Annotated in this window: 22 protein-coding genes; all 22 read right to left on the reverse strand. The window is 45.0% G+C overall.

What is annotated here, in order from left to right; translation table 11 throughout:
• Positions 1-3: 3 nt before the first annotated feature.
• Positions 4-306, reverse strand: a complete 303-nt coding sequence (locus MWM02_RS13020) for a YlxQ family RNA-binding protein (protein ID WP_244402194.1) — start codon at positions 304-306, stop codon at positions 4-6.
• Complete coding sequence (gene rnpM / locus MWM02_RS13025; protein ID WP_064550999.1) at positions 296-586, reverse strand: RNase P modulator RnpM; 291 nt, start codon at positions 584-586, stop codon at positions 296-298. Before rnpM ends, MWM02_RS13020 begins: the two co-directional genes overlap by 11 nt.
• A gap of 12 nt (positions 587-598) precedes the next feature.
• The gene (nusA, locus tag MWM02_RS13030; RefSeq protein ID WP_064551000.1) at positions 599-1,747 is read right to left on the reverse strand and encodes a transcription termination factor NusA; all 1,149 of its coding nucleotides are present in this window, start codon (positions 1,745-1,747) and stop codon (positions 599-601) included.
• Positions 1,748-1,771: 24 nt separating this feature from the next.
• On the reverse strand, positions 1,772-2,245 hold the full coding sequence (rimP, locus tag MWM02_RS13035) for a ribosome maturation factor RimP (protein WP_244402195.1): 474 nt from the start codon (positions 2,243-2,245) through the stop codon (positions 1,772-1,774).
• A gap of 336 nt (positions 2,246-2,581) precedes the next feature.
• Positions 2,582-6,892 carry a PolC-type DNA polymerase III gene (locus MWM02_RS13040; RefSeq protein ID WP_064551002.1) on the reverse strand — a complete coding sequence of 1,437 codons (4,311 nt, stop codon included), beginning with the start codon at positions 6,890-6,892 and terminating at the stop codon, positions 2,582-2,584.
• A 118-nt stretch (positions 6,893-7,010) separates the two neighbouring features.
• Positions 7,011-8,714, reverse strand: coding sequence for a proline--tRNA ligase (locus tag MWM02_RS13045; protein ID WP_064551003.1), 1,704 nt, complete (start codon positions 8,712-8,714; stop codon positions 7,011-7,013).
• Positions 8,715-8,744: 30 nt separating this feature from the next.
• Complete coding sequence (rseP, locus tag MWM02_RS13050) at positions 8,745-10,004, reverse strand: RIP metalloprotease RseP (protein ID WP_064551004.1); 1,260 nt, start codon at positions 10,002-10,004, stop codon at positions 8,745-8,747.
• An 18-nt stretch (positions 10,005-10,022) separates the two neighbouring features.
• A complete protein-coding gene (gene dxr / locus MWM02_RS13055; RefSeq protein ID WP_064551005.1) occupies positions 10,023-11,168 on the reverse strand; it encodes a 1-deoxy-D-xylulose-5-phosphate reductoisomerase in 1,146 nt (381 codons plus the stop codon).
• A 20-nt stretch (positions 11,169-11,188) separates the two neighbouring features.
• Positions 11,189-11,983, reverse strand: a complete 795-nt coding sequence (locus MWM02_RS13060; RefSeq protein WP_064551006.1) for a phosphatidate cytidylyltransferase — start codon at positions 11,981-11,983, stop codon at positions 11,189-11,191.
• A gap of 5 nt (positions 11,984-11,988) precedes the next feature.
• A complete protein-coding gene (locus MWM02_RS13065) occupies positions 11,989-12,765 on the reverse strand; it encodes an undecaprenyl pyrophosphate synthase (protein ID WP_064551007.1) in 777 nt (258 codons plus the stop codon).
• A 155-nt stretch (positions 12,766-12,920) separates the two neighbouring features.
• Positions 12,921-13,478, reverse strand: coding sequence for a ribosome recycling factor (frr, locus tag MWM02_RS13070; RefSeq protein WP_003251692.1), 558 nt, complete (start codon positions 13,476-13,478; stop codon positions 12,921-12,923).
• A 2-nt stretch (positions 13,479-13,480) separates the two neighbouring features.
• The gene (gene pyrH / locus MWM02_RS13075; protein ID WP_003251694.1) at positions 13,481-14,203 is read right to left on the reverse strand and encodes a UMP kinase; all 723 of its coding nucleotides are present in this window, start codon (positions 14,201-14,203) and stop codon (positions 13,481-13,483) included.
• A gap of 134 nt (positions 14,204-14,337) precedes the next feature.
• Positions 14,338-15,222: a translation elongation factor Ts gene (gene tsf / locus MWM02_RS13080; RefSeq protein WP_064551008.1), complete on the reverse strand. Its 885-nt coding sequence runs from the start codon at positions 15,220-15,222 to the stop codon at positions 14,338-14,340.
• 154 nt (positions 15,223-15,376) lie between these two features.
• Positions 15,377-16,084 carry a 30S ribosomal protein S2 gene (rpsB, locus tag MWM02_RS13085; RefSeq protein ID WP_003251698.1) on the reverse strand — a complete coding sequence of 236 codons (708 nt, stop codon included), beginning with the start codon at positions 16,082-16,084 and terminating at the stop codon, positions 15,377-15,379.
• A 159-nt stretch (positions 16,085-16,243) separates the two neighbouring features.
• On the reverse strand, positions 16,244-16,714 hold the full coding sequence (locus MWM02_RS13090; protein WP_244402196.1) for a hypothetical protein: 471 nt from the start codon (positions 16,712-16,714) through the stop codon (positions 16,244-16,246).
• A gap of 9 nt (positions 16,715-16,723) precedes the next feature.
• Positions 16,724-16,969: a hypothetical protein gene (locus tag MWM02_RS13095; protein WP_064551010.1), complete on the reverse strand. Its 246-nt coding sequence runs from the start codon at positions 16,967-16,969 to the stop codon at positions 16,724-16,726.
• A gap of 22 nt (positions 16,970-16,991) precedes the next feature.
• Positions 16,992-17,756, reverse strand: coding sequence for a FliA/WhiG family RNA polymerase sigma factor (locus MWM02_RS13100; RefSeq protein ID WP_064551011.1), 765 nt, complete (start codon positions 17,754-17,756; stop codon positions 16,992-16,994).
• 85 nt (positions 17,757-17,841) lie between these two features.
• A complete protein-coding gene (locus MWM02_RS13105) occupies positions 17,842-18,300 on the reverse strand; it encodes a chemotaxis protein CheD (protein WP_198401566.1) in 459 nt (152 codons plus the stop codon).
• A gap of 38 nt (positions 18,301-18,338) precedes the next feature.
• Positions 18,339-18,971 (reverse strand): chemotaxis protein CheC, encoded by a 633-nt coding sequence (locus MWM02_RS13110; RefSeq protein WP_064551013.1) that lies wholly within the window; start codon positions 18,969-18,971, stop codon positions 18,339-18,341.
• A 39-nt stretch (positions 18,972-19,010) separates the two neighbouring features.
• Entirely contained in the window at positions 19,011-19,463 is a 453-nt protein-coding gene (locus MWM02_RS13115) for a chemotaxis protein CheW (RefSeq protein WP_064551014.1), read from the reverse strand.
• Between the two features lie 31 nt (positions 19,464-19,494).
• Entirely contained in the window at positions 19,495-21,531 is a 2,037-nt protein-coding gene (locus tag MWM02_RS13120) for a chemotaxis protein CheA (RefSeq protein ID WP_064551015.1), read from the reverse strand.
• Between the two features lie 13 nt (positions 21,532-21,544).
• A complete protein-coding gene (locus MWM02_RS13125; protein ID WP_244402197.1) occupies positions 21,545-22,603 on the reverse strand; it encodes a protein-glutamate methylesterase/protein-glutamine glutaminase in 1,059 nt (352 codons plus the stop codon).
• Position 22,604 lies beyond the last annotated feature (1 nt).

Consider the following 22,604-nt stretch of genomic DNA (forward strand, 5'->3'; position numbering starts at 1 on the left):
AGATCAATCGAGCATCGTCAGTAGTTTGTTGGCAAATCCTTCATCGATCACCGCAACAACAACACGGGCGTCTTTCCCGATTGCGCGCCCGAGCGTATAACGATCAGGCACTTTGCGGAGCGGAATACCGTATGAAGAACATTTATCATTGATTTTTTTCGTTGTATTTTCTGATGCATCCTCCGCTAAAAGCACGAGTTTCGCTCTTCCGCTACGAATTTCTTTGACCGTCAGTTCCTCGCCTGAAATTACTTTCCGTGCTCGATTCGCTAGTCCTAATAATGATGCCCACCGTTCATTGCTCATTTCGAGCTGCTGTCTCCTTTTCCGCCAACTGAAGCAATTCGTCATACAGCGAATCGGCAATTTCCGTCTTTAAATGATGGGCTAAAACATTTTTCTTTTTCGCCAATAAAATGCATTCTTTATCTAGCGTAATATACGCTCCACGCCCCGCTTTCTTCCCGGTTAGATCAATCGAAACTTCTCCATCTTTAGAGCGAACGATGCGTACCATTTCTTTTTTTGGCTTCATTTCTCCAGTCACGACGCACTTTCGCATTGGCACTTTCTTTTGACCAGCCATGTCGCTCCCCCCTCACTCGATTTTCTCATCTTGTAAATCGAATGATTGGTTGCTGTCATTTTCATTATTGATCGACGTTTCTTCCGAATCAAGAAAAGTGGATTGCGCATACGGATCGATTCCCAATTCTCTCGCTTCCGATTCGCTTTTAATATCGATTTTCCAATTTGTTAGCTTCGCGGCTAGCCGGGCGTTTTGTCCGCGTTTGCCGATTGCTAACGACAGCTGATAATCTGGCACGATGACCGTCGTCGCCTTTTGTTCTTCGTTGACGATCACGCGCAGCACTTTCGCCGGGCTTAATGCGTTCGCGACAAACTCAACAGGGTCAGCAGACCAGCGGACGATATCAATTTTTTCCCCGTTTAGCTCTTCCACAACCGCTTGAACACGCTGTCCTTTTGGGCCAACGCAAGCGCCAACCGGATCCACTTCCGGATTGTCGGAATGCACAGAAATTTTCGAGCGGTCCCCCGCTTCGCGAGCGATCGATTTAATTTCAACCGTGCCGTCGTAAATTTCTGGAACTTCCAGTTCAAAAAGGCGCTTTAGCAATCCCGGATGAGTGCGCGATACAAAAATTTGCGGTCCTTTCGTCGTTTTTTCCACTTTGGTTATATACACTTTAATGCGGTCGTGCGGCTTGTACGTTTCGTTTGGCATTTGTTCGCTAGCCGGTAGCAGCCCTTCCGTCTTGCCGAGACTGACGTAAACAAAGCGAGGATCTATACGTTGTACAATCCCTGTCATAATATCTTCTTCACGGTCAACAAACTCTGCGTAAATGACACTTCTCTCCGCTTCGCGCACCCGTTGTGTAACAACTTGTTTCGCCGTTTGTGCCGCGATGCGTCCGAAATCTCTCGGCGTTACCTCCAACTCTACGACATCGCCGATTTGATAGTTTGGATCGATTCGTTGCGCTTCTTCCAAAGAAATTTGCAGACGCGGATCATTGACTTCTTCCACTACTTCTTTACGCGCAAATACGCGGATGGTTCCTGTTTCCATGTTCAAATCAACCCGTACGTTTTGCGCTTGGCCGAAATTGCGTTTATACGCGGAAATAATCGCTGCTTCGATCGCTTCCATCACAACTTCTTTGCTAATGCCTTTTTCGCGGATAATATCCGCTAAGGCATCTAGTAATTGCGTATTCATGAAACGAAAATCCCCCTTTTGCCATTAAAAAAAGATAACAGCAAGTCTTGCGCTCGCCACTTTTTCATACGGAATGTCGATGGTTTTTTTGCGAGTTTTGTCTTTCACAGTGACGGATACTGTTTTTCCGTCAAAACCGGTAAGTTCCCCTTCAAACTCCTTTTCTCCTTCAATTGGTTCATATGTTTTGATATATACATTTTTCCCAATCGCTTTCGTAAAATCAGCCGGTTTTTTTAACGGCCGTTCCGCCCCAGGCGAAGAAACTTCAAGAAAATAGTTGTGCGGGATCGGGTCGACTTCATCCAATTTCTCGCTTAACTTTTCACTTACGGCCCCACATTGTTCAATGTCAACCCCTTCATCAGAGTCGATAAAGACGCGCAAAAACCAGCTTTTCCCCTCTTTTACATACTCGATATCGACAAGTTCTAAATCCATGTCGGCAAGAATTGGTGTGACTAGTCCTTCTACTATGCTCGTCACCTTTTTGCTCATTCTTTTCCTCCTAACATAGAGAAACTGCGTCGCTCGTTATAACGAGAAAATCCCCTGCAAATTTGCGGGGAATGAAAAAGCAATTGACATTCATTCAAGACGAAAGAGTGGGTTTCCCCACTCTTTCCTTACCCATTATCTTTGCCATTTCCACTAAAACTATAACATATTGGAAAATATATTGCAATGGGAAAACGAGATTCTCGCTTCACTGTATTCATCAAGTTCCTAACGAGCCAGCCGCGAATGACCGATCGATTGTGGATCGCGCCAGTCAGCCCGCCGCGCTTCCTATGGCAAACATTCCGGCGACCATTCAAACGAAGCTGGCCAAGTTTAAAATAAGGAAAGCTGGTTATGATCCGGCAACGAATCAAGGCAGCCGCGGCTTTCCAAATATTCGATGAGCGTCTTTGACAGTTTTCCGCGTTGCTGCAAATCTTCTTTTGATAAAAATTCCCCTTCTTCGCGGGCGCGCACGATGTTGAGCGCCACGTTCGTCCCAAGGCCTGGGATCGCATTGAACGGCGGAATAAGCGAATTGCCGTCAATGACAAATTCGGTTGCCTGTGAACGGTAAAGATCGATGTTTTTAAACGAGAAGCCGCGTTCGCACATTTCTAAAGCAACTTCTAATACCGTCAATAAGCTTTTTTCTTTTGCCGTCGCGTTTAATCCTTTCGCGTTAATTTCTTCAATGCGTTTGCGAATCGCCGCAGAGCCTTTAATCATCGCATCCAAATCAAAATCTTCCGCGCGCACTGTAAAGTAAGTGGCATAGTACAAAAGCGGATGGTGCACTTTAAAGTAAGCGATGCGGACCGCCATTAACACGTACGCGGTAGCGTGCGCTTTCGGGAACATATATTTAATCTTTTTGCATGATTCAATATACCATTCTGGCACATTATGCTTGCGCATCTCTTCTTCAAATTCCGGCGTCAGCCCTTTTCCTTTCCGCACCGATTCCATAATTTTAAACGCAAGCGACGGCTCGAGTCCGCGATAAATCAAATAAACCATAATATCATCGCGGCAGCCGATCACTTCCGACAGCGTGCATGTGCCGTTTTGAATCAATTCTTGGGCGTTTCCAAGCCAGACATCCGTTCCGTGGGAAAGGCCGGAAATTTGCACGAGCTCGGAAAATGTTTTCGGCCTCGTTTCCTCAAGCATCTGACGGACAAAGCGCGTGCCGAACTCTGGAATGCCGAGCGTGCCGACATTGCACATAATTTGTTCCGGCGTAACGCCAAGCGATTCGGTGCTGCTGAAAATTTTCATCACTTCCGGATCGTCTGTTGGAATCGTTTTTGGATCGATGCCGCTTAAATCTTGAAGCATGCGGATGACTGTCGGATCGTCGTGCCCAAGAATATCGAGCTTCAAGAGATTGTCATGAATCGAATGGAAATCAAAGTGCGTCGTGCGCCATTCGGAACTCGTATCGTCTGCTGGATATTGAATTGGCGTAAAATCGTAAATGTCCATATAATCTGGAACGACGATGATGCCGCCTGGATGCTGCCCTGTCGTCCGCTTTACTCCGGTGCATCCCGCGGCGAGACGGTCGATTTCCGCACTGCGCAGCTGCAAATTCAAATCGCTTGCATATCCTTTGACAAAACCGTACGCCGTTTTATCGGCGACAGTGCCAATCGTTCCTGCGCGGTATACGTTATCTTCCCCGAACAATACTTTCGTGTAGTTATGGGCGCGCGGCTGATATTCGCCGGAGAAGTTTAAATCGATATCCGGAACTTTATCCCCTTTAAAGCCAAGGAATGTTTCAAACGGGATATCGTGCCCGTCTTTTTTATATTTGGTGCCGCATTTTGGACAATTTTTATCCGGTAAGTCAAATCCGGAACCGACCGAACCGTCATTGAAAAATTCTGAGTGCTTGCAGTTCGGGCAGACGTAGTGCGGCGGCAGCGGGTTGACCTCGGTAATTTCCGTCATCGTCGCGACAAACGAAGAACCGACCGAGCCGCGCGAACCGACAAGGTAGCCGTCATCGAGCGATTTTTTGACGAGCTTGTGAGAAATTAAGTAAATGACGGCAAAACCGTGTCCGATGATGCTTTTTAATTCTTTTTCCAAGCGCTGCTCGACAATTTCCGGCAGCGGATCGCCATAAATTTCTTTGGCACGGCGGTAGCTCATTTCGCGAATTTCCTCTTCCGCCCCTTCGATGCGCGGCGTATACAGCTTGTCTTTAATCGGTCTCACTTCATCGATGAGACCAGCGATTTTTTGCGTATTCGTCACGACGATTTCTTTTGCTTTTTCTTCTCCTAGAAAGGAGAAACATTCGAGCATTTCGTCGGTCGTCCGAAAATAGACGTCCGGAAGCTCATAACGGTTGAGCGGATTGGCCCCGCCTTGGGAATGGATCAAAATTTTTCGGTAAATTTTATCTTCTCGATTTAAATAATGCACATTTCCGGTCGCAACGACGGGAATGTTTAATTTTTCTCCGAGCATGACGATCTTTTGGATAATTTCCTTGATCATATTTTCATCTTTGACATAGTCCATTTCAATCAACGGTTTGTATACTTCCGGAGGATGTACTTCGAGAAAATCGTAAAATTTCGCGATTTCTTCGACTTCTTCCGGCGCTTTTTGAATCATATTGTCAAATACTTCGCCTTTATCGCAGCCGGAACCGACTAAAATGCCTTCACGGTGTTGCTGCAGCACCGAGCGGGGAATGCGCGGAACCCGGTAAAAATATTTCACGTGCGATAAAGAAACAAGTTTGAACAAGTTTTTTAGACCAATGTCATTTTGCGCAAGCAGCGTCACATGGAACGGACGGGAGCGCTGGTACGACACTTCTTCCTTCGAACGTTTGTTTAATTCATCATGATATAAAATTCCTCGTTCCTGCGCGTCTTTTAACAGCCGCATAAGCAAATATCCGGTTGCTTCCGCATCGTAAATCGCCCGGTGATGCTGCGTCAATTCAATGTCGAACTTTTTACAAAGCGTGTTTAAGCGGTGATTTTTCAAGTCCGGATATAAAAACCGCGCCAATTCAAGCGTATCGATAACCGGATTCGTCACTTTGCCAAGGCCGATTTTCGTAAAACCGACATTTAAAAAACCGATGTCAAAACTAGCGTTATGCGCGACAAGGACGCTGTCGCCAATCCAATCGTAAAACTGGCGCAGCACTTCTTCCACATCTGGAGCATCTTTCAGCATGTCATCGGTAATTCCTGTCAACTCAATCGTTGTCATCGATAACGGATGATGTGGGTTGGCAAACGATGTAAACCGGTCGATAATTTCTCCGTCCTTTACTTTCACTGCAGCAAGCTCAATAATCGTATTATACACTGCCGACAGTCCGGTCGTTTCCACGTCAAAAACGACGTACGTGTCTTCGGCAAGCAAACGATGCGCTTCGTTGTAGGCGATCGGCACGCCATCGTCGACAATGTTTGCTTCCACGCCGTACAATACTTTCATCCCGTATTTTTTTGCAGCGCTGTACGCTTCCGGAAACGACTGCACGACAGCATGGTCCGTAACAGCAATCGCTGGATGGCCCCATTTTTTCGCCTGTTCAATGAGCTTTGTAACGGACGTGACCGCGTCCATTTGGCTCATCTGTGTATGCAAATGAAGTTCCACCCGTTTTTCCCCTTCTGGAGCGGTATCTTGCCGTTCTTTCGCTTTCACCTCATTAATGTCATTGGCGATTAGCACAAGGTCGCGGACAAACGTATCGTTTTGCACGCTTCCTCTTACTTTCACCCACATCCCTTTTTTTACATTCGCCATCAGCTCGGCATCTTCTTTATCGCGCGAAAACATTTTCACTAAAATCGAGTTTGTGTAATCGGTAATTTTTAGCGTTAATAACGTCCGCCCGCTTTTTAATTCTTTTGCCTCAGCATCAAACACATATCCTTGCACGACGACGCGCCGTTCTTCTTCAACGATGCTGTCAAGCGTACGGACTTCCTCGTCCTCTTTAATCGGATAGCCGATAATGAGCGGTCCCGCCGGCTCATCTGCCGCCGGCTCTGCTTCCGTTTCTTTCGTCGTCATCTCCGTTAGCACCGCTAAAGCGCGTTCGGCGTCTTCTTGCTGCTTTTGCGCTAAAAATTGCGCAAAATCTTTTTCCGACTGCTTGACTTCTGTTTCCAGCTGCAAAAGCGGAAAACCGAACGACTGATACACTTCAGCCACTTTTTTGGCAAAACGACGCTTCACCGCCATTGCTTCTGCCTCATTGTGGGCGATCACATACAGTTTATTTCCTTTTACGCTCGGAACTTGCTCATGAAGCAGCGATAAAAGCGGGGAAGCTCCTTCTTGCAGCTCTTGCAAACAGTGCGTCCAATAATCACGGACATCCGATTCTGTAAAATGCGAATCCATTGCTTGAATGGTGTATTTCACGTTTGCGATATGATGAAACGCATGAACAAGCTTTTGCGTAAACAGCTGATAAACGCGGTAAGGCAAAATTTTCGGCAGCAAGAAATAAAAATGCCAACATTTTTTCTCTTTTTCAATGACAAGTTTTTGAATGCCAGCTTCCAAGAAATACGGAACAAATTCGTCTGACGTCAATTCAAGCTGCTGCAACAACACTTGAAATCGCTCTTTTTGCTCATTTGTTAACATGACGTCGATCCTTTCCCCTCTCAAAATGATACATACTTAACTACATAATAACAGAAGGGCTGTCTGAAAAGTAACATTTCTACTTTTCGTCAGCACAGCCCTGAAAAAATTCCGTAATTTATTGTTGTAAAAGGCGTTGAATCGTGTCAATCAGTTCATGGACAGGCACTTCCATTGATTCGCCTGTTTGGCGCACTTTTACTTCTACAATTCCTTCACTAGCGCGCTTCCCGACTGTCACCCGAACCGGGATCCCGATTAAATCGCTATCAGCAAATTTGACGCCGGCGCGCTCCGGACGATCATCATACAATACTTCAAAGCCGGCTTGTCCCAATTTTTCATACCACTCGTCGGCGAGCTGGCGCTGCTCTTCATTTTTTGCATTCGCCGTAATAAGGTGGACGTGGAACGGAGCAACCGCCGCTGGCCAGACGAGACCGTTTTCGTCAGCAAACTGCTCGGCAATCGCCGCGACTAGCCGCGAAACGCCGATTCCATAGCAGCCCATGATCATCGTTTGCGAACGTCCATTTTCATCCAAATAAGTTGCGTTCAACGCTTCGCTGTAACGCGTGCCCAATTTAAACACGTGGCCAACTTCAATGCCACGGGCAAAGCGGATCGTGCCTTTTCCATCCGGAGACGGATCTCCTTCTTGAATAAAACGTAAATCAGCATATTCAGAAACGGTAAAATCGCGCTCTGGATTGACGCCAATATAATGATAGCCTTCCTCATTCGCTCCGCATACGCCATTAACGATCGCTTTTACCGCATGATCGGCAACGACAGTGACGGATTCGCCAACGCCAATTGGACCGAGCGAACCGACTTCACAGTTCATTACTTGCTTCGTTTCTTCCGGCGACGCAAGCTCGACGATGGCTGCGTCAAACAAGTTTTTCACTTTTACGTCGTTTGCCTCATGGTCGCCGCGGACGAGCACAAGCACGTAACGGTCATCGACTTTAAAAAGCAATGACTTGATGCATTTTTCCGGAGCCACCTGCAAATACGAAGCTACTTCCTCGATTGTTTTTTGCCCCGGTGTATGCACTTTTTCTAGCTCGCGAAGCGGCTCATCGCTTTTCTCATATGTGGTAATAACAGGTGCCATTTCAATGTTTGCCGCATAATCGGAAGCGTCAGAATAAGCGATCGTATCTTCGCCAATTTCTGACAAAACCATAAATTCATGCGTGTCTTTTCCGCCGATCGCTCCAGAATCTGCAATAACGGCACGGAAGTTTAAACCGCAGCGGCGGAAAATGTTCGAATACGCTTCATACATCTTATTGTACGTTTCATCTAAACTTTCCTGCGACGTATGGAACGAATACGCGTCTTTCATAATAAATTCGCGGCCGCGTAATAAACCGAAACGCGGGCGTTTTTCATCACGGAATTTCACTTGAATTTGATAAAGCGTAAGCGGCAAACGTTTATATGATTTCACTTCGTCGCGCACAAGCGCCGTAATCATTTCTTCATGCGTCGGTCCAAGCGCAAAATCGCGTTCATGACGGTCTTTCAAGCGCATCAGCTCAGGACCGTACGAATACCAGCGGCCGGATTGCTGCCATAATTCCGCTGGCTGCAGCGCCGGCATAAGCAATTCAATCGCTCCGGCGCGATTCATTTCTTCGCGAATAATCGTCTCCACTTTTTGTAATACGCGCTGTCCGAGCGGCAAAAACGTATATACGCCGCTTGCGCTTTGCCGGATAAACCCAGCGCGCAGCAACAGCTGGTGGCTTTTCACTTCCGCGTCTGCAGGCACTTCCCGCAGCGTTGGAATAAACGATTGGCTTTGTCTCATTCTCTCGCACCTCTTTTTCTCTGTCTCTTTTTATAGGAAAAACTTTTGAATGTCATTCCATGTAACGACAAGCATTAATAACATTAAAAGGGCAAAACCGATAAAGTGCACGATTCCTTCTTTTTGCCGGTCAATCGGCTTTCCGCGCAGCGCTTCGATGGCGAAAAAGAGCAACCGTCCGCCATCAAGCGCAGGAAGCGGCAATAAGTTGACAATGCCAAGGTTAATGCTTAAAATCGCTCCCCATTTCATTAAATAGTAAATACCCGATTGCGCCACTTTGCCAGTTGAAACAGCAATGCCAACAGGACCTGACAGCATATCGAGCTTAAATTGGCCAGTGACTAACTGTCCGAGACCGACAAGAATCTCTTTTGTCCAGTAGTACGTTTCAATAACTCCTTGTTTTAATGAGCCAAAAACCGATTTTTCCATCGGCTCATACACACCGATGAGGCCGATCGTTTCTCCCTGCACTTTTTTCGCATCAGGTGTTACAGCAATATCCATCACTTTTCCATCCCGTTGTATTTTAAAAAGCAATTTTTCTTCCGGATGGGCGCGAATAATATCCACCACTTGCGTCCATGTCTTAACCGGTTCATTATCGATCGAAAGAACAATATCCCCTTGCTGAAGGCCAGCTTCCCGTGCCGCTCCTTCTTTTGTCAGCTCGCCGATAATCGGCTTGTCGACCGGATATCCTTGCAGCAATCCGATGAGCAAAAACACGACAAACGCCAGCACAAAATTCATAAGCGGCCCCGCCAAAATCGTCATCGTCCGCTGCCCTAGCGTTTTTGCGACAAATTGGCGATGGTATGGGGCAATTTGGATTTCTTGGTGATCGACGACAAAAAAGGCAGGCTCATTGACAGAAAAACGTTCAAGCCGGTCCTCATTTTGCTCGACATAACCAGTAACATACATATGATGTTCCAAATCCGCTTGTTCAACTTCAATTATTTTCGCGTTTGGATAGTCGTCTTTATGGTTGACAATAATTTTATCAACGTTGCCGTTCTTGTCTAATACTAACCCAACGACTTGCCCCGGCTTGATTTCGATCATTTCCGGGTCTTCACCGGCCATGCGAACAAAACCGCCCAATGGAAGCAAACGAATCGTATATACGGTTTCGTTTTTCTTAAATGAAAATACTTTTGGGCCGAAGCCGATGGCAAATTCACGGCATAAAATCCCCGCGCGCTTAGCGAAAATCAAATGGCCAAGTTCATGGAAAAACACAAGCGCTCCAAAAATAACGATAAACGCAATGATCGGTTCCAATGTTTCAACCACCTTTTTTCATAGTAGTGACCGGACGTACTGACGCGTCTCCGCATCAATTTCGCGAATCTCTTCCAGTGACGGCTCTTTGACAAGCTTATGACGCTCCAACGCGCGTTCAATATATTCTTCAATAGCAAGAAATGCAATGCGGCCTTGCAAGAAAGCGGCAACCGCTTCTTCATTTGCAGCGTTTAACACCGTTGGTAGCGATCCGCCTGCCTTCCCTGCTTCATATGCGAATCGCAAGCAGCGATAACGGTCAAAATCCACCCGCTGAAAGTGTAATGTACTAATTTCTGCTAAGTCAAGCGGTTTGGCTTTTATAAGCGGTAAGCGCTCAGGGTATGTTAAAGCGTATTGAATCGGCACGTGCATATCCGGCATTCCGAGTTGGGCGATCATGCTTGTGTCGCGGAACTGAACGAGCGAATGAATGATGCTTTCGCGATGCAATAACACGTCAATTTGCTCATATGGCAGCTCGAAAAGCCAATGCGCTTCAATCACTTCCAATCCTTTGTTCATCATCGTCGCCGAATCAATCGTAATTTTTGACCCCATCGACCAGTTCGGATGGCGCAGCGCTTCTTCCACCGTGACATTTTTTAATTCTTCCCTCGTTTTGTCGCGAAAACTGCCGCCAGACGCTGTTAAAATAATTTTTTCCACATTTTTCTTTTTTTCTCCTTGTAAACATTGAAAAATTGCCGAATGTTCGCTGTCCACCGGCAGCAACGCAACGCCGTGTTTTTTGGCAGCTGCTGTTACAATATGCCCTGCTGTCACAAGCGTTTCTTTGTTTGCTAGCGCAATCGTTTTACCAGCCTCAATCGCTCGTAACGTCGGAACAAGTCCAACGCTTCCGACGACGGCTGTCACAACAATGTCCGTTTCTGGAAAAACGGCTGCTTCCGTTAAACCATCTTCACCATAAACGATCTTTACTTTTCCCGCGTATTCGCTGCGAAGCTTATCATACGCGTCTGCATCGGCGACAGCGACAAGCCGGGGAGCAAATTCTTCAATAATCGCTCGTGCCATGTCCACATTTTTTCCAATCGATATTGCCGTTAATTGAAATTGATCTGGATGCAAACGAACGATATCCAACGTCTGAGTGCCAATGGAACCGCTGGCTCCTAATATACTAATATATTTCAATCCCTTCACTCCTAACTCCCTTATAACACGACATTCATGAAAACAGCTAAAATCGGCGCAATGAACAATAAGCTATCAAAGCGGTCTAAAATGCCGCCATGCCCCGGCAAAATATTTCCGGAATCTTTGACGCCATAATGCCGCTTAAATGCGGACTCGACTAAATCTCCCAACTGCCCAAACACGGAAAGAACGATCGTCATCGCAATGAGAATGCCGAAGCTGTCAAAAAGGTTTGTACACAGTTGGTACACAATAGCAACAACAACGGCGCAAACGATTCCGCCAATCGAGCCTTCCACCGTTTTGTTTGGGCTAATTTCCGGCCAAAGCTTGCGTTTTCCCCACGCCCGACCGATAAAATACGCCCCGATATCTGTCGCCCAAATCGTAAATAAAGCATACACCATATACGCCAAGCCAATAAAGCGAATTTCCATAAAATAATAAAATCCAAAGCCAACGTAAAGAATAGATAAAAACAGAAATCCCGCCTCATCGAATGTAAACGCGTTTTTCGTCACTACCGTATATACAAGCAGCAATAACGCGGCGAGTGCAAACCATTCGCTTTTCGTTATGTTTAAAGACTCGAACCGATGGGCATATGCGTTCGGAATCAGCAACACCCATAAAAGCAAAAAACTTATGATTCCTCCTGGCGAAAACGCGCGAAGACGTTTCATCCGCAATAATTCAAACAGCCCAATCGTTGCTAATATATATGTTACTATTATAAACGGAAATCCGCCAAAAATCACAATCGGCAAAAACAACGCGGCGGCAATGAAGCCAGTAATCATTCGCTGTTTCATCTTATTTAAACTCCTCCAAAACGGCGATTGCGTTTTTGAAATGCAGCAATCGCTTCTAATAAATGTTGTTCCGTAAAATCCGGCCATAACACATCAGTGAACCAAAACTCTGTATAAGCAAGCTGCCATAACATAAAATTGCTTAAACGTATTTCTCCGCTTGTGCGGATAAGTAAATCCGGATCTGTTAAATCTTTTGTCATCAAATACGAAGACACTAACTCTTCCGTAATTTGTTCCGGAGATAAACGTCCGTTTTGAATTTCTTTGGCAATCTGCTGCACCGCATATGTAATTTCCGCGCGGCTGCCATAGTTTAAGGCAAAATTCAGAATCAATCCTGTATTGTCCTTTGTTTCATAAATTGCCTTCTCCACCGCCCGCCGTGTATGTTCAGGAAGCTGTTCGGTATTTCCAATCACGCGAACGTTCACATTTTCTTCAATTAATTCCGGAAGAAACGTCGTTAAAAATTGTTCAGGAAGCTTCATCAAATACTCTACTTCGCTTTTCGGCCGCTTCCAATTTTCTGTCGAAAACGCGTACAATGATAGTATTTTAATGCCAAGTTCGTTGGCAAAACGGGTAATTTTGCGAACGACTTGCATTCCTTCGTAATGGCCCGCTGCCCGAGGCAAGGCCCGCTTTTTTGCCCATCGCCCATTGCCATCCATAATGATGGCGACATGTTTTGGAATCGGATGTTGCAATATATCCTCTTTTGTGTAAACAAGAGAAAAGGATGATTCATCCTCTTTATTTTTCCAAATTTTATTAAACATACTAGTCCTCCATATGATGATATTTTATTATAATGTACCATGTGACTAGCGATTTCTGGAACAAACTTTTTTTGCTTCATCCACTTTTCAGATTCATTGCCTTTCCATTATAGCAAAAAAACCCTCCATGAATATAGAGGGTCTTTCCTGTTTCATCACACTTCCATTACTTCTTTTTCTTTTTCTTTCGTAATCGTATCAATTTTTGCGATATGATTATCTGTGAGCTTTTGAATATCATCTATATAACCACGCAACTCATCTTCTGTAATTTCACCATTTTTCTCCAGTTTCTTCAACTCATCATTCGCATCGCGGCGAATATTGCGCACAGCAACTTTCGCGTCTTCAGAATATTTTTTGACAAGCTTCACTAGCTCACGGCGACGTTCTTCCGTTAACGGCGGAATCGCAATGCGAATGACTGACCCGTCATTGGATGGTGTTAATCCTAAATCAGATGATAGAATTGCTTTTTCAATATCTTTGATAACCGATTTATCATACGGCTGAATGACAAGCAACCGCGCTTCCGGAGCGCTGATACTTGCCAGCTGGATAATTGGCGTTGGTGCGCCGTAATAATCCACCGTTATTTTTTCCAATAGACTCGGATTGGCTCTTCCCGCACGAATGGTTGCAAGTTCGCGAGTAAACGCCTGGACGGCTTTATCCATTTTTTCCTTTGCAGTATTGATGATTTGCTGTACCATCGCTATTTCCCCCTCACGATTGTTCCAATATTTTCGCCAAGAACGGCTCGTTTTATATTGCCTTCTTCCATAATCGAGAAAACAATTAACGGAATATCGTTATCCATGCATAACGAGGAAGCAGTGGAGTCCATCACTCCCAATCCTTGCTTAATGACATCCAAATAAGATAGTTCATCATATTTCACTGCATTTTCATCAATTTTCGGATCGGCGCTATATACGCCATCCACATTGTTTTTGGCCATTAGAATAACGTCTGCTTCAATTTCGGCAGCGCGCAATGCCGCCGTCGTATCCGTTGAAAAGTACGGATTTCCCGTCCCTGCCGCAAAAATGACGACACGTTTTTTTTCAAGATGGCGAATGGCTCTTCTTCGTATGTAAGGTTCAGCCACTTGCCGCATTTCAATCGACGTTTGCACCCTCGTCTCGACGCCGAGGTGTTCGAGGCTATCTTGAAGCGCAAGCGAATTCATGACCGTTGCGAGCATTCCCATATAGTCTGCCGTCGCACGGTCCATTCCCATCTCGCTTCCCGTTTTTCCGCGCCAAATATTTCCGCCGCCAACAACAATCGCAATCTCAACACCGAGCTCGGCAACTTCTTTTATTTGTTTCGCAATGGATTGAATAATGGCAGGGTTAATGCCAAATCCTTGTTCCCCAGCTAACGCTTCACCGCTTAACTTCAGTACAATACGCTTATACTTTGGTTTCTCCATGTCGAACCTCCATGCAGCTAATTAGGAAAAGCGAAACGCAAAAAATGGCAAAAAACATCGCACCACTTTTGGAAAATCGTGATGCTATATTTTGAAAAATAGGGAACACGGTGTGTGTTCCCTATGGACTTCGCTCATTGCTTTCTCATTTGATTCATTACTTCTTCGGCAAAGTTGTCTTGGCGTTTCTCCATTCCTTCGCCAACTTCATAACGGATAAATGTTTTCACTGTTGCACCGTTGGATTCAACATATTGGCGTACTTTTACGTCTGGATTTTTCACGAACGCTTGCTCTAACAAACAAATATCTTCATAAAATTTGTTTAAACGGCCCTCTACGATTTTTTCTACGATATGTTCAGGTTTTCCTTCATTTAACGCTTGCTGTTTCAACACTTCGCGTTCACGATCAATTTCTTCTTGCGGCACTTGGTCGCGAGAAACGTATTTCGGACGCAATGCGGCGATATGCATCGCAATATCTTTCGCGACTTCTTGGTTTGCTGTTCCTTCTAATAATGTTAATACGCCGATGCGTCCGCCCATGTGTAAGTATGCGCCAAATACCTCATTGTCGCCTTTTTCCACAGTTTCAAAACGACGCAACGTCAATTTTTCACCAATTTTTGCGATCGCGGCATTAATGTGATCTTGAACCGTCACTCCGTTGTCCATTGTTTGCCCAAGCGCTTCTTCAAGCGTGGCAGGCTTATGCTTTAACAAGTGGGCAGCAAGCTCTTTTACTAGCGTTTGGAATGCTTCGTTTTTCGCTACGAAATCCGTTTCTGAGTTTACTTCTAAAATAACAGCGGTGTTGCCATCGACTTCGATGAGCGTTGTTCCTTCGGCAGCGATGCGATCCGCTTTTTTCGCCGCTTTGGCGATTCCTTTCTCACGAAGCCAATCGATCGCTTTTTCCATATCGCCGTTTGTTTCGGTGAGCGCTTTTTTGCAATCCATCATCCCCGCGCCCGTTTTTTCGCGTAATTCTTTTACCATTTGTGCTGTAATCGCCATAAATAAAAATCCTCCTTTAACCTCGCATGTATGTATCATTTGAGCGAAATTCCGCTCTCTTCCGTACCTATTAGTATAGCCAACAACGGCTGTTTTCTGTCTCAAAAAAAGGTGATAAAAGGCTTTCCCCTCTTATCACCTTTCGCGAAACACGTTACTCAGCAGCGACGACTGCTTCTTCGCCCTGTTTTGCTTCCAACACCGCGTCGGCAATTTTGGAAGTAAGAAGTTTTACAGCGCGAATCGCATCGTCATTTGCTGGAATGACATAGTCAATTTCATCCGGATCGCAGTTTGTATCAACAATGCCGATAATCGGAATGTTTAATTTGCGCGCTTCCGCAACCGCGATGCGCTCTTTGCGCGGATCAATGACAAACAACGCGTCCGGCAATTCTTTCATTTCTTTAATGCCGCCTAAAAATTTCTCTAGGCGTTCTTGCTCTTTTTTCAAGCGGATGACTTCTTTTTTCGGAAGTACGTCAAAGATGCCGTCTTCCTCCATTTTTTCAATTTCTTTTAGGCGCTTAATCCGCTTTTGAATCGTTGCGAAGTTTGTTAACGTGCCGCCTAACCAGCGTTGGTTCACATAAAACATGCCACAACGTTCTGCTTCTTCTTTCACAGACTCTTGTGCTTGTTTTTTCGTACCGACAAACAAAATTTTACCGCCGTTCGCTGCTAATTCTTTTGCAAAATTATATGCTTCTTCCATTTTTTTGACGGTTTTTTGCAAGTCGATAATATAAATGCCGTTGCGTTCTGTGAAAATATATTTTTTCATTTTTGGGTTCCAACGGCGAGTTTGATGTCCGAAATGAACACCTGCTTCAAGCAATTGCTTCATGGAAATAACTGACATTATAGCTCCTCCTATTTGTTTGGTTTTCGTTCCTCCGCCCATATCATTTTTAAGCAAGACTGACAAATGTCAGCACCGTTGCTTAAATCCATGAGCGTGTGTATTCACACCACGTAAAAATATATCATAACTACTTACGACAATCAAGCAATTATTTGCCTACTTTTGGTGAAATTTTAGCAACAGCTCGATTTCCGTTTTTCCTTTTTTTAAAATTTTCGCGATTTCTTCAATTGTTTTTCCTTGTTTATAAAGCTCCCACGCCTCGTCAGCGAGCAAAGAAGGCGCCGCTTGATGGCGTATATCAACGATGTCTTTCACATCGCCGACGTTAGGAAAATAGTCGGGCAGCTCTTCTTCTGCCGATGTCGTATGAACGATAGAAGGTTTTTTTTTCACATCTTCCTTAGAACGATTGCCCATCATGCCGGACAGTTTTTTTAGAAAACGCTCGTTTTCTTCCTTCCATTCTAATAAATATGCAGAAAACGTTTGTTCCATCTCCTCTGTCATTTGTTGTTGACGCTTTTCCGTTTCCTTCACTTTTGATAATCGTAAATAAAGCAAAATAATCAGAAACAATGAAAGCGCATGGAGTACAAAACTAATAACAAGCAGCAGTGCAATCATCGAATCCCTCTATCCTACAATGTCAATTGTTTTTCCTTTATATGGATGAACGTGTTGTTTGTTTTGTTCTCGGCTAACGTTGGCGCTCGTACGCTTTTCCGTCACTTTTCTTCGCGCCCGCTCCATTTGCTTTTTTGTCGTTTCAGCAAGCTGCGATTGCGCGAGCTGTGGATAATAATGGACATCATGTTGTATTTTTCCGGCATCATACGTTTTTGGCAGAGCGATTTGCAACTCGACTAATTTCATATCCATATTATCCCACTTCCTTTTTCGGCTAAAGCGCCTGTTCCAAAATTTTACGCAACTTAAAAATCGCTTTGGAATGAAGCTGGGAAATTCTTGAGGTGGAAAGTCCTAAAATTTCTCCAATTTCCGTAAAAGTAAGTTCTTCTTTATAAAACAAGCTAAGGACAAGCTGCTCTTTTTCGCTTAGCTGCCGAATGACTTCCGCTAATTTTTCATATAATTCCTGTTTTAAGACTTCTTCCTCTGGAGAAGGAGCTTTTTCATCGCGAATCGCTAAAAGCGCGTTTTCTTCTTCCTCGTTTTCTGTAGCAACATGTTGAAAGGATAGGACATTTGCAAAGAAATTCTCATTTACTACCGTGTATACTTCCGCTTCGGTGATCCCTAATTCATCGGCGACTTCTTTTGCAGTAACGGACCGCATGTAGCGCTGTTCCAGCTTTTCGATCGTCTCTTCAATTTTTTTCGCTTTTTCCCTTACGCTGCGCGGAAGCCAGTCTTCTTTGCGGAGTCCATCGAGAATCGCACCGCGGATGCGAAATGAAGCATACGTGTCAAACTTTAAATCACGGGAGGGGTCAAATTTTTCGAGCGCGTCGTAAAGTCCGATTAATCCAAGGCTGATCAACTCTTGTTTGCTAATATTTTTCGGCAGCGACGCAGCGATTCGTTGAACATGATAATGAACAAGCGGCATATATGTTTGCACGAGCTGATTTCCAGCTTGTGGATCACGGTCATAGATCCAACGCTCCCAATATTTGCGCTCTTCACCTGCTAAAACGTTCGCCATGCGATTCCACCTCATCCTCTACAAAATGCCGCTGTTTGTTATAATAATACCATTCCTTTCAGCGATAAATCATCAATCCATTCCATCATATTTCTTTAACCCCCCGATTCACTGTGCGAATCGACAAAACCGTCGTTTTCGGATTAAATTCGATCGTCCGCCCGCTGCTGCCCCCGACGTCCTCTGCAACAATCGGAATATGGAACCGATTCAGCTGCTGTCTAAGCGCCTCAACGTTTCTTTCTCCAATTCGCATCGCATCCGTGCTTTTGGACGAAAAGGAAAACATTTGCGCCCCGCCTGCCATTTTCGCCTTTAGCATCTCCCTTCTTCCTCCCGCTCGAACAACGAGACGGATTAATGCTTCAACCGCTGTATCCGCATATTTTGCGACGTTAATCGCTTCCGATCTTGCCATGGAAGAATCAGGGAGCATCACATGTGCCAACCCTGCCACTTCTTTTAAATGATCAAAAATCACGACGCCGACACATGATCCCAATCCAGATGTTCGGATTAAATTTGGTGCATGCACAACGTTCATATCGGCAATGCCGACTTTCACGACATGAACGGTTTCGCTCACGAAAGATCCACACCTAGCGCGCGAAAAATAGAAGCGAACGAATCTGGATCAGGAAGCAAGAAGAAATGGCCATTGACGCTGTCTTCTGGGCGCCGCTCATCATATAAAGCAGTATCGATAAGAATGGCATAATCGCCAACGCGGGACAATTCGAGCAACCCATATTGCAAAATCGCCCCGATCATATCAACGGTCAACATCGGAACGGACGGATAAAGGGTTAAATTAGTAAAATCAGCCAATGCAGAAAGATAGGAGCCGGCAAGTATATTTCCTAGCTCTTGCAGCGCTGATCGTCCTAGTTCTGACAAATGTCCATCCAACGTAAACGTCTCATCACCCGTCATTTGCCGGATAAACCGCGCCGCCTGCGCCAATGAAAGCACGAAAAACATATTCCCTGGCGCATCCCCTTCAATGCGCAAATATACACATGCCACTACTTGTTCCGCGCCGCCGATCAGCTCCATCATTTCATTAAATGCAGCAATTTGCACATGCGGCACAGCCATTTCGATTTTTTTATTCAATAGTTTGGACAACGCTGTCGCTGCGTTTCCCGCCCCGATATTGCCAATCTCTTTTAAAATATCAATATGGGTGCCGCTCAATTTATTAATCTGTTCCATAGACTAGCAACCCCTCCCCCGAATGAACGTGAAACGTTATTATGATGAACGACTTTCAGTCCCAAGCACTTTCTCTAAATTTAACAAAATGAGCAATCTTTTTCCAACTTTTGCCACCCCATGAATATAATCCGCTTCCACCGCTTCAATCGTCTCTGGCGGCGGTTCAATGCTTGAAACTGGTACATCGAGTACATCGCTGGCAGCGTCGACAATCAATCCGACTTCTATATCTTGAAGCGCAACGATAATAATCCGAGTTTGTTCGGAATGAGGGACAGGCGAAAAACCAAACCGTTCCCTCAAGTCAATAATCGGTGTCACGACGCCGCGGAGATTAATAACTCCTTTCACATAATGCGCCGTACGCGGAACACGAGTAATATGCTGAACTTTTTCAATGGAACGAACGAATTGAACAGGGAGCGCATATTCTTCATTTTTCAATTGAAAGACAATGACTTTCAATTCTGATTCTTGAACGGCAGCCATCTTTCTTTCCTCCTTTCGGTCAAAGCGTCGTTTATTTGATTAACGCATTGCAATCGATGATAAGCGCCACTTGCCCATCACCCAATATCGTTGCGCCGGAAATGGCAAACACGGAAGTTAAATAGTTTCCTAATGATTTCAATACTACTTCCTGCTGCCCAATGAATGAATCAACAACAAGGCCAGCCATTTTTTCTCCTTTGCGAACGATGACAATTGAAACAAATTCTTCCTCTTCCGCAACGGTCGGTATTTCAAAAATTTCTTTCAAGAACACAAGCGGGACAACTTTTCCGCGAAAATCAATGACTTGTTGGTTATGTGCATGAAAAATGTCTTCTTTTTTAATGATCGCCGTTTCAATAATAGACGACAACGGAATCGCATATTTTTCTTGCTGAATTTCAACAAGTAATACTGAAATAATCGACAATGTCAGCGGAAGCTGAATGGAAAAGATGGTGCCTTTTCCTTCTTCGGAATCCACTGCAACTGTGCCGCCAAGTGATTCGATCGTGCTTTTGACGACATCAAGCCCGACGCCGCGTCCGGAAATATCGGAAATTTTGTCCGCCGTCGAAAAACCAGGAGAGAAAATAAGCTCATATATTTGTCGATCCGTTAAATTGTCGGCGTTTTGTTTGGAAACAATACCTTTATCGATCGCTTTTTGCAACACTTTATCACGATTAATGCCGGCACCATCGTCCTCTATTTCAATAAACACATGATTGCCGCTATGATATGCTTTCAGCTTGACCGTTCCTTCTTCCGGTTTGCCGTTTGCTCGGCGCACATCCGGCATTTCAATGCCATGGTCAATCGCGTTGCGGAGAAGGTGAACGAGCGGGTCTCCGATTTCGTCAATAACCGTGCGGTCCAGCTCTGTTTCCGCACCGATGATTTCCAAATTTACTTTTTTCCCTAATTCGCGCGCCAGCTGGCGAACCATGCGCGGAAAGCGGTTAAAAACCGTTTCTACCGGCACCATGCGCATATTTAAAATAATGTTTTGCAAATCGCTGGAAATGCGCGACATTCGTTCAACCGTTTCATGAAGCTCCGGATGGTTCAATTCCCGGGAAATTTGTTCCAAACGTCCACGGTCGATAACAAGTTCCTCGAATAAGTTCATTAAAATATCGAGGCGTTCGATATTAACGCGAATCGTTTTATTCACTGATGCCGACTGCTTTGTCGTTGCGTTTGGCTCAGAATCTTTCTTTTGTTTTTGCTGCTCGGCTTGAACCGTTGCTGCTTCTTGCTGCCGTGCTTCCGCTTGGGCGGCTTCAGCAACGCTCGTTTTCTTCCGCTCCTCCACATCAAACGGCACGACCTCTACTTCTTCAATCTCAGAAACTTTCATAATCCGTTCGTATAATTCTTCAGCGGATTTTTTCGATACAACGGTTACGACAAATTCTTGGTCAAACTGCTCCTCTTCCAGCATCTCTACAGGCGGGTTTGATTTAATCACTTCTCCCGCTTCGTTTAGCGCCTCAAAAACCATAAACACGCGCGCCGCTTTTAATAAACAATCGTCCCGCAATTTGACGCGTATTTCATATGCGAAAAAACCTTGCTCTTTTGATTGTTGCAACACATTGTACTCAAATTCTCCGTAAGTTTGGGAAAGCGACACCGAAGAACTAGGGCGCTCTGCTACCGTTATCAATTCAGCCGGTGACTCTCCACGTTCAATCCGCTTTAATTGTTCCACTACCTCTTTTACGTCGCGCTTACCATCACCGCCTTCCGCAATGGACATAATCATCGCTTCCAAATGATCAACCGCTTGAAAGACGACATCTAATATTTCTGAAGTAACGGTAATTTTATGGTTGCGAATCCCATCAAGCACATTTTCCATTTGATGGGTCAAATTCGCTAAATCCTCAAACCCCATTGTCGCAGACATTCCCTTCAGCGTATGCGCTGAACGGAAAATTTCATTTACAATCGACATGTCTTCAGGCGTTTTTTCCAATTCTAGCAACTGTTCATTGATCGTTTGCAAATGCTCTTTACTTTCATCAATGAAAACTTCCAAATATTGACTCATGTCCATCGCCTTTTCCCCCTTACCCCTCTACATATTTAACAATCATGTCCGCAATTTGTTCTAAAGGCACGACCACATCTACTACGTTTGCTTGAATCGCCGCTTTCGGCATCCCAAACACTACCGCCGTTTTTTCATCTTCAGCGATCACTTTTGCATTTCCGCTTTCTTTTAATCGCCGCAATCCCGCCGTTCCGTCCGAACCCATCCCTGTCATAATCACCGCAATTTTCTCATAGTCTGTCAATGCGCTTATTGACTCAAACAATACATCCACAGATGGGCGATGACCGTTTCGCGGCGGCGACTGTTCCACGCAAGCAGTAAGCGATCCTTTTGCCTCATGAACTAATAGATGAAACCCGCCGGGCGCAATATAAGCGGTGCCGTTTTGCAACGTTTCCCCGTCTTCCGCCTCTTTCACGGCAATCGCTGAAAGCGAATCAAGCCTTTGCGCCAATGATTTTGTAAACCCTTTTGGCATATGTTGAACGATCATAATTGGTGCGGCGATATTTTCCGGCAATTTCGTTAACACTTGCTGCAACGCGCGTGGCCCTCCCGTCGACGTTCCGATACAAACGATTTTTTTGCGTTGATGCTTTTGCTCGTAAAACGTTCTTATCCGTTGGTTTGCCCCCATTTCTCCCTCGTCGTCTCGGGAGATCGCCCGCACGTTGGCGCGGCTTGCCAGCAGCACCTTGTTTATCAATTCTTCCTTCACTTTATATAAATCTAGCGAAATGACGCCAGACGGTTTCGCGACAAAGTCGATCGCCCCATATTGCATAGCGGTAATCGTATTTTCCGCGCCTTCTGTCGTCGTGCTAGATAACATAACAACAGGAAGCGGATGTTTTTTCATCATTTGTTTAAGCGCTTCAAGCCCATTCATCACCGGCATCTCGACATCCAATGTAACAACATCCGGGTTTAACACGGAAACTTTTTCTAACGCTTCCTTTCCGTTTCTAGCCGTTCCGACGACTTCGATTTGAGGGCTTTCAGAAAGAAAATCAGTAATCAGCTTCCTCATAAAAGCTGAGTCATCCACAACGAGTACTTTTACCTTGCTCATG

Source organism: Parageobacillus sp. KH3-4 (assembly GCF_022846435.1).
GTDB lineage: Bacteria > Bacillota > Bacilli > Bacillales > Anoxybacillaceae > Parageobacillus > Parageobacillus thermoglucosidasius_A.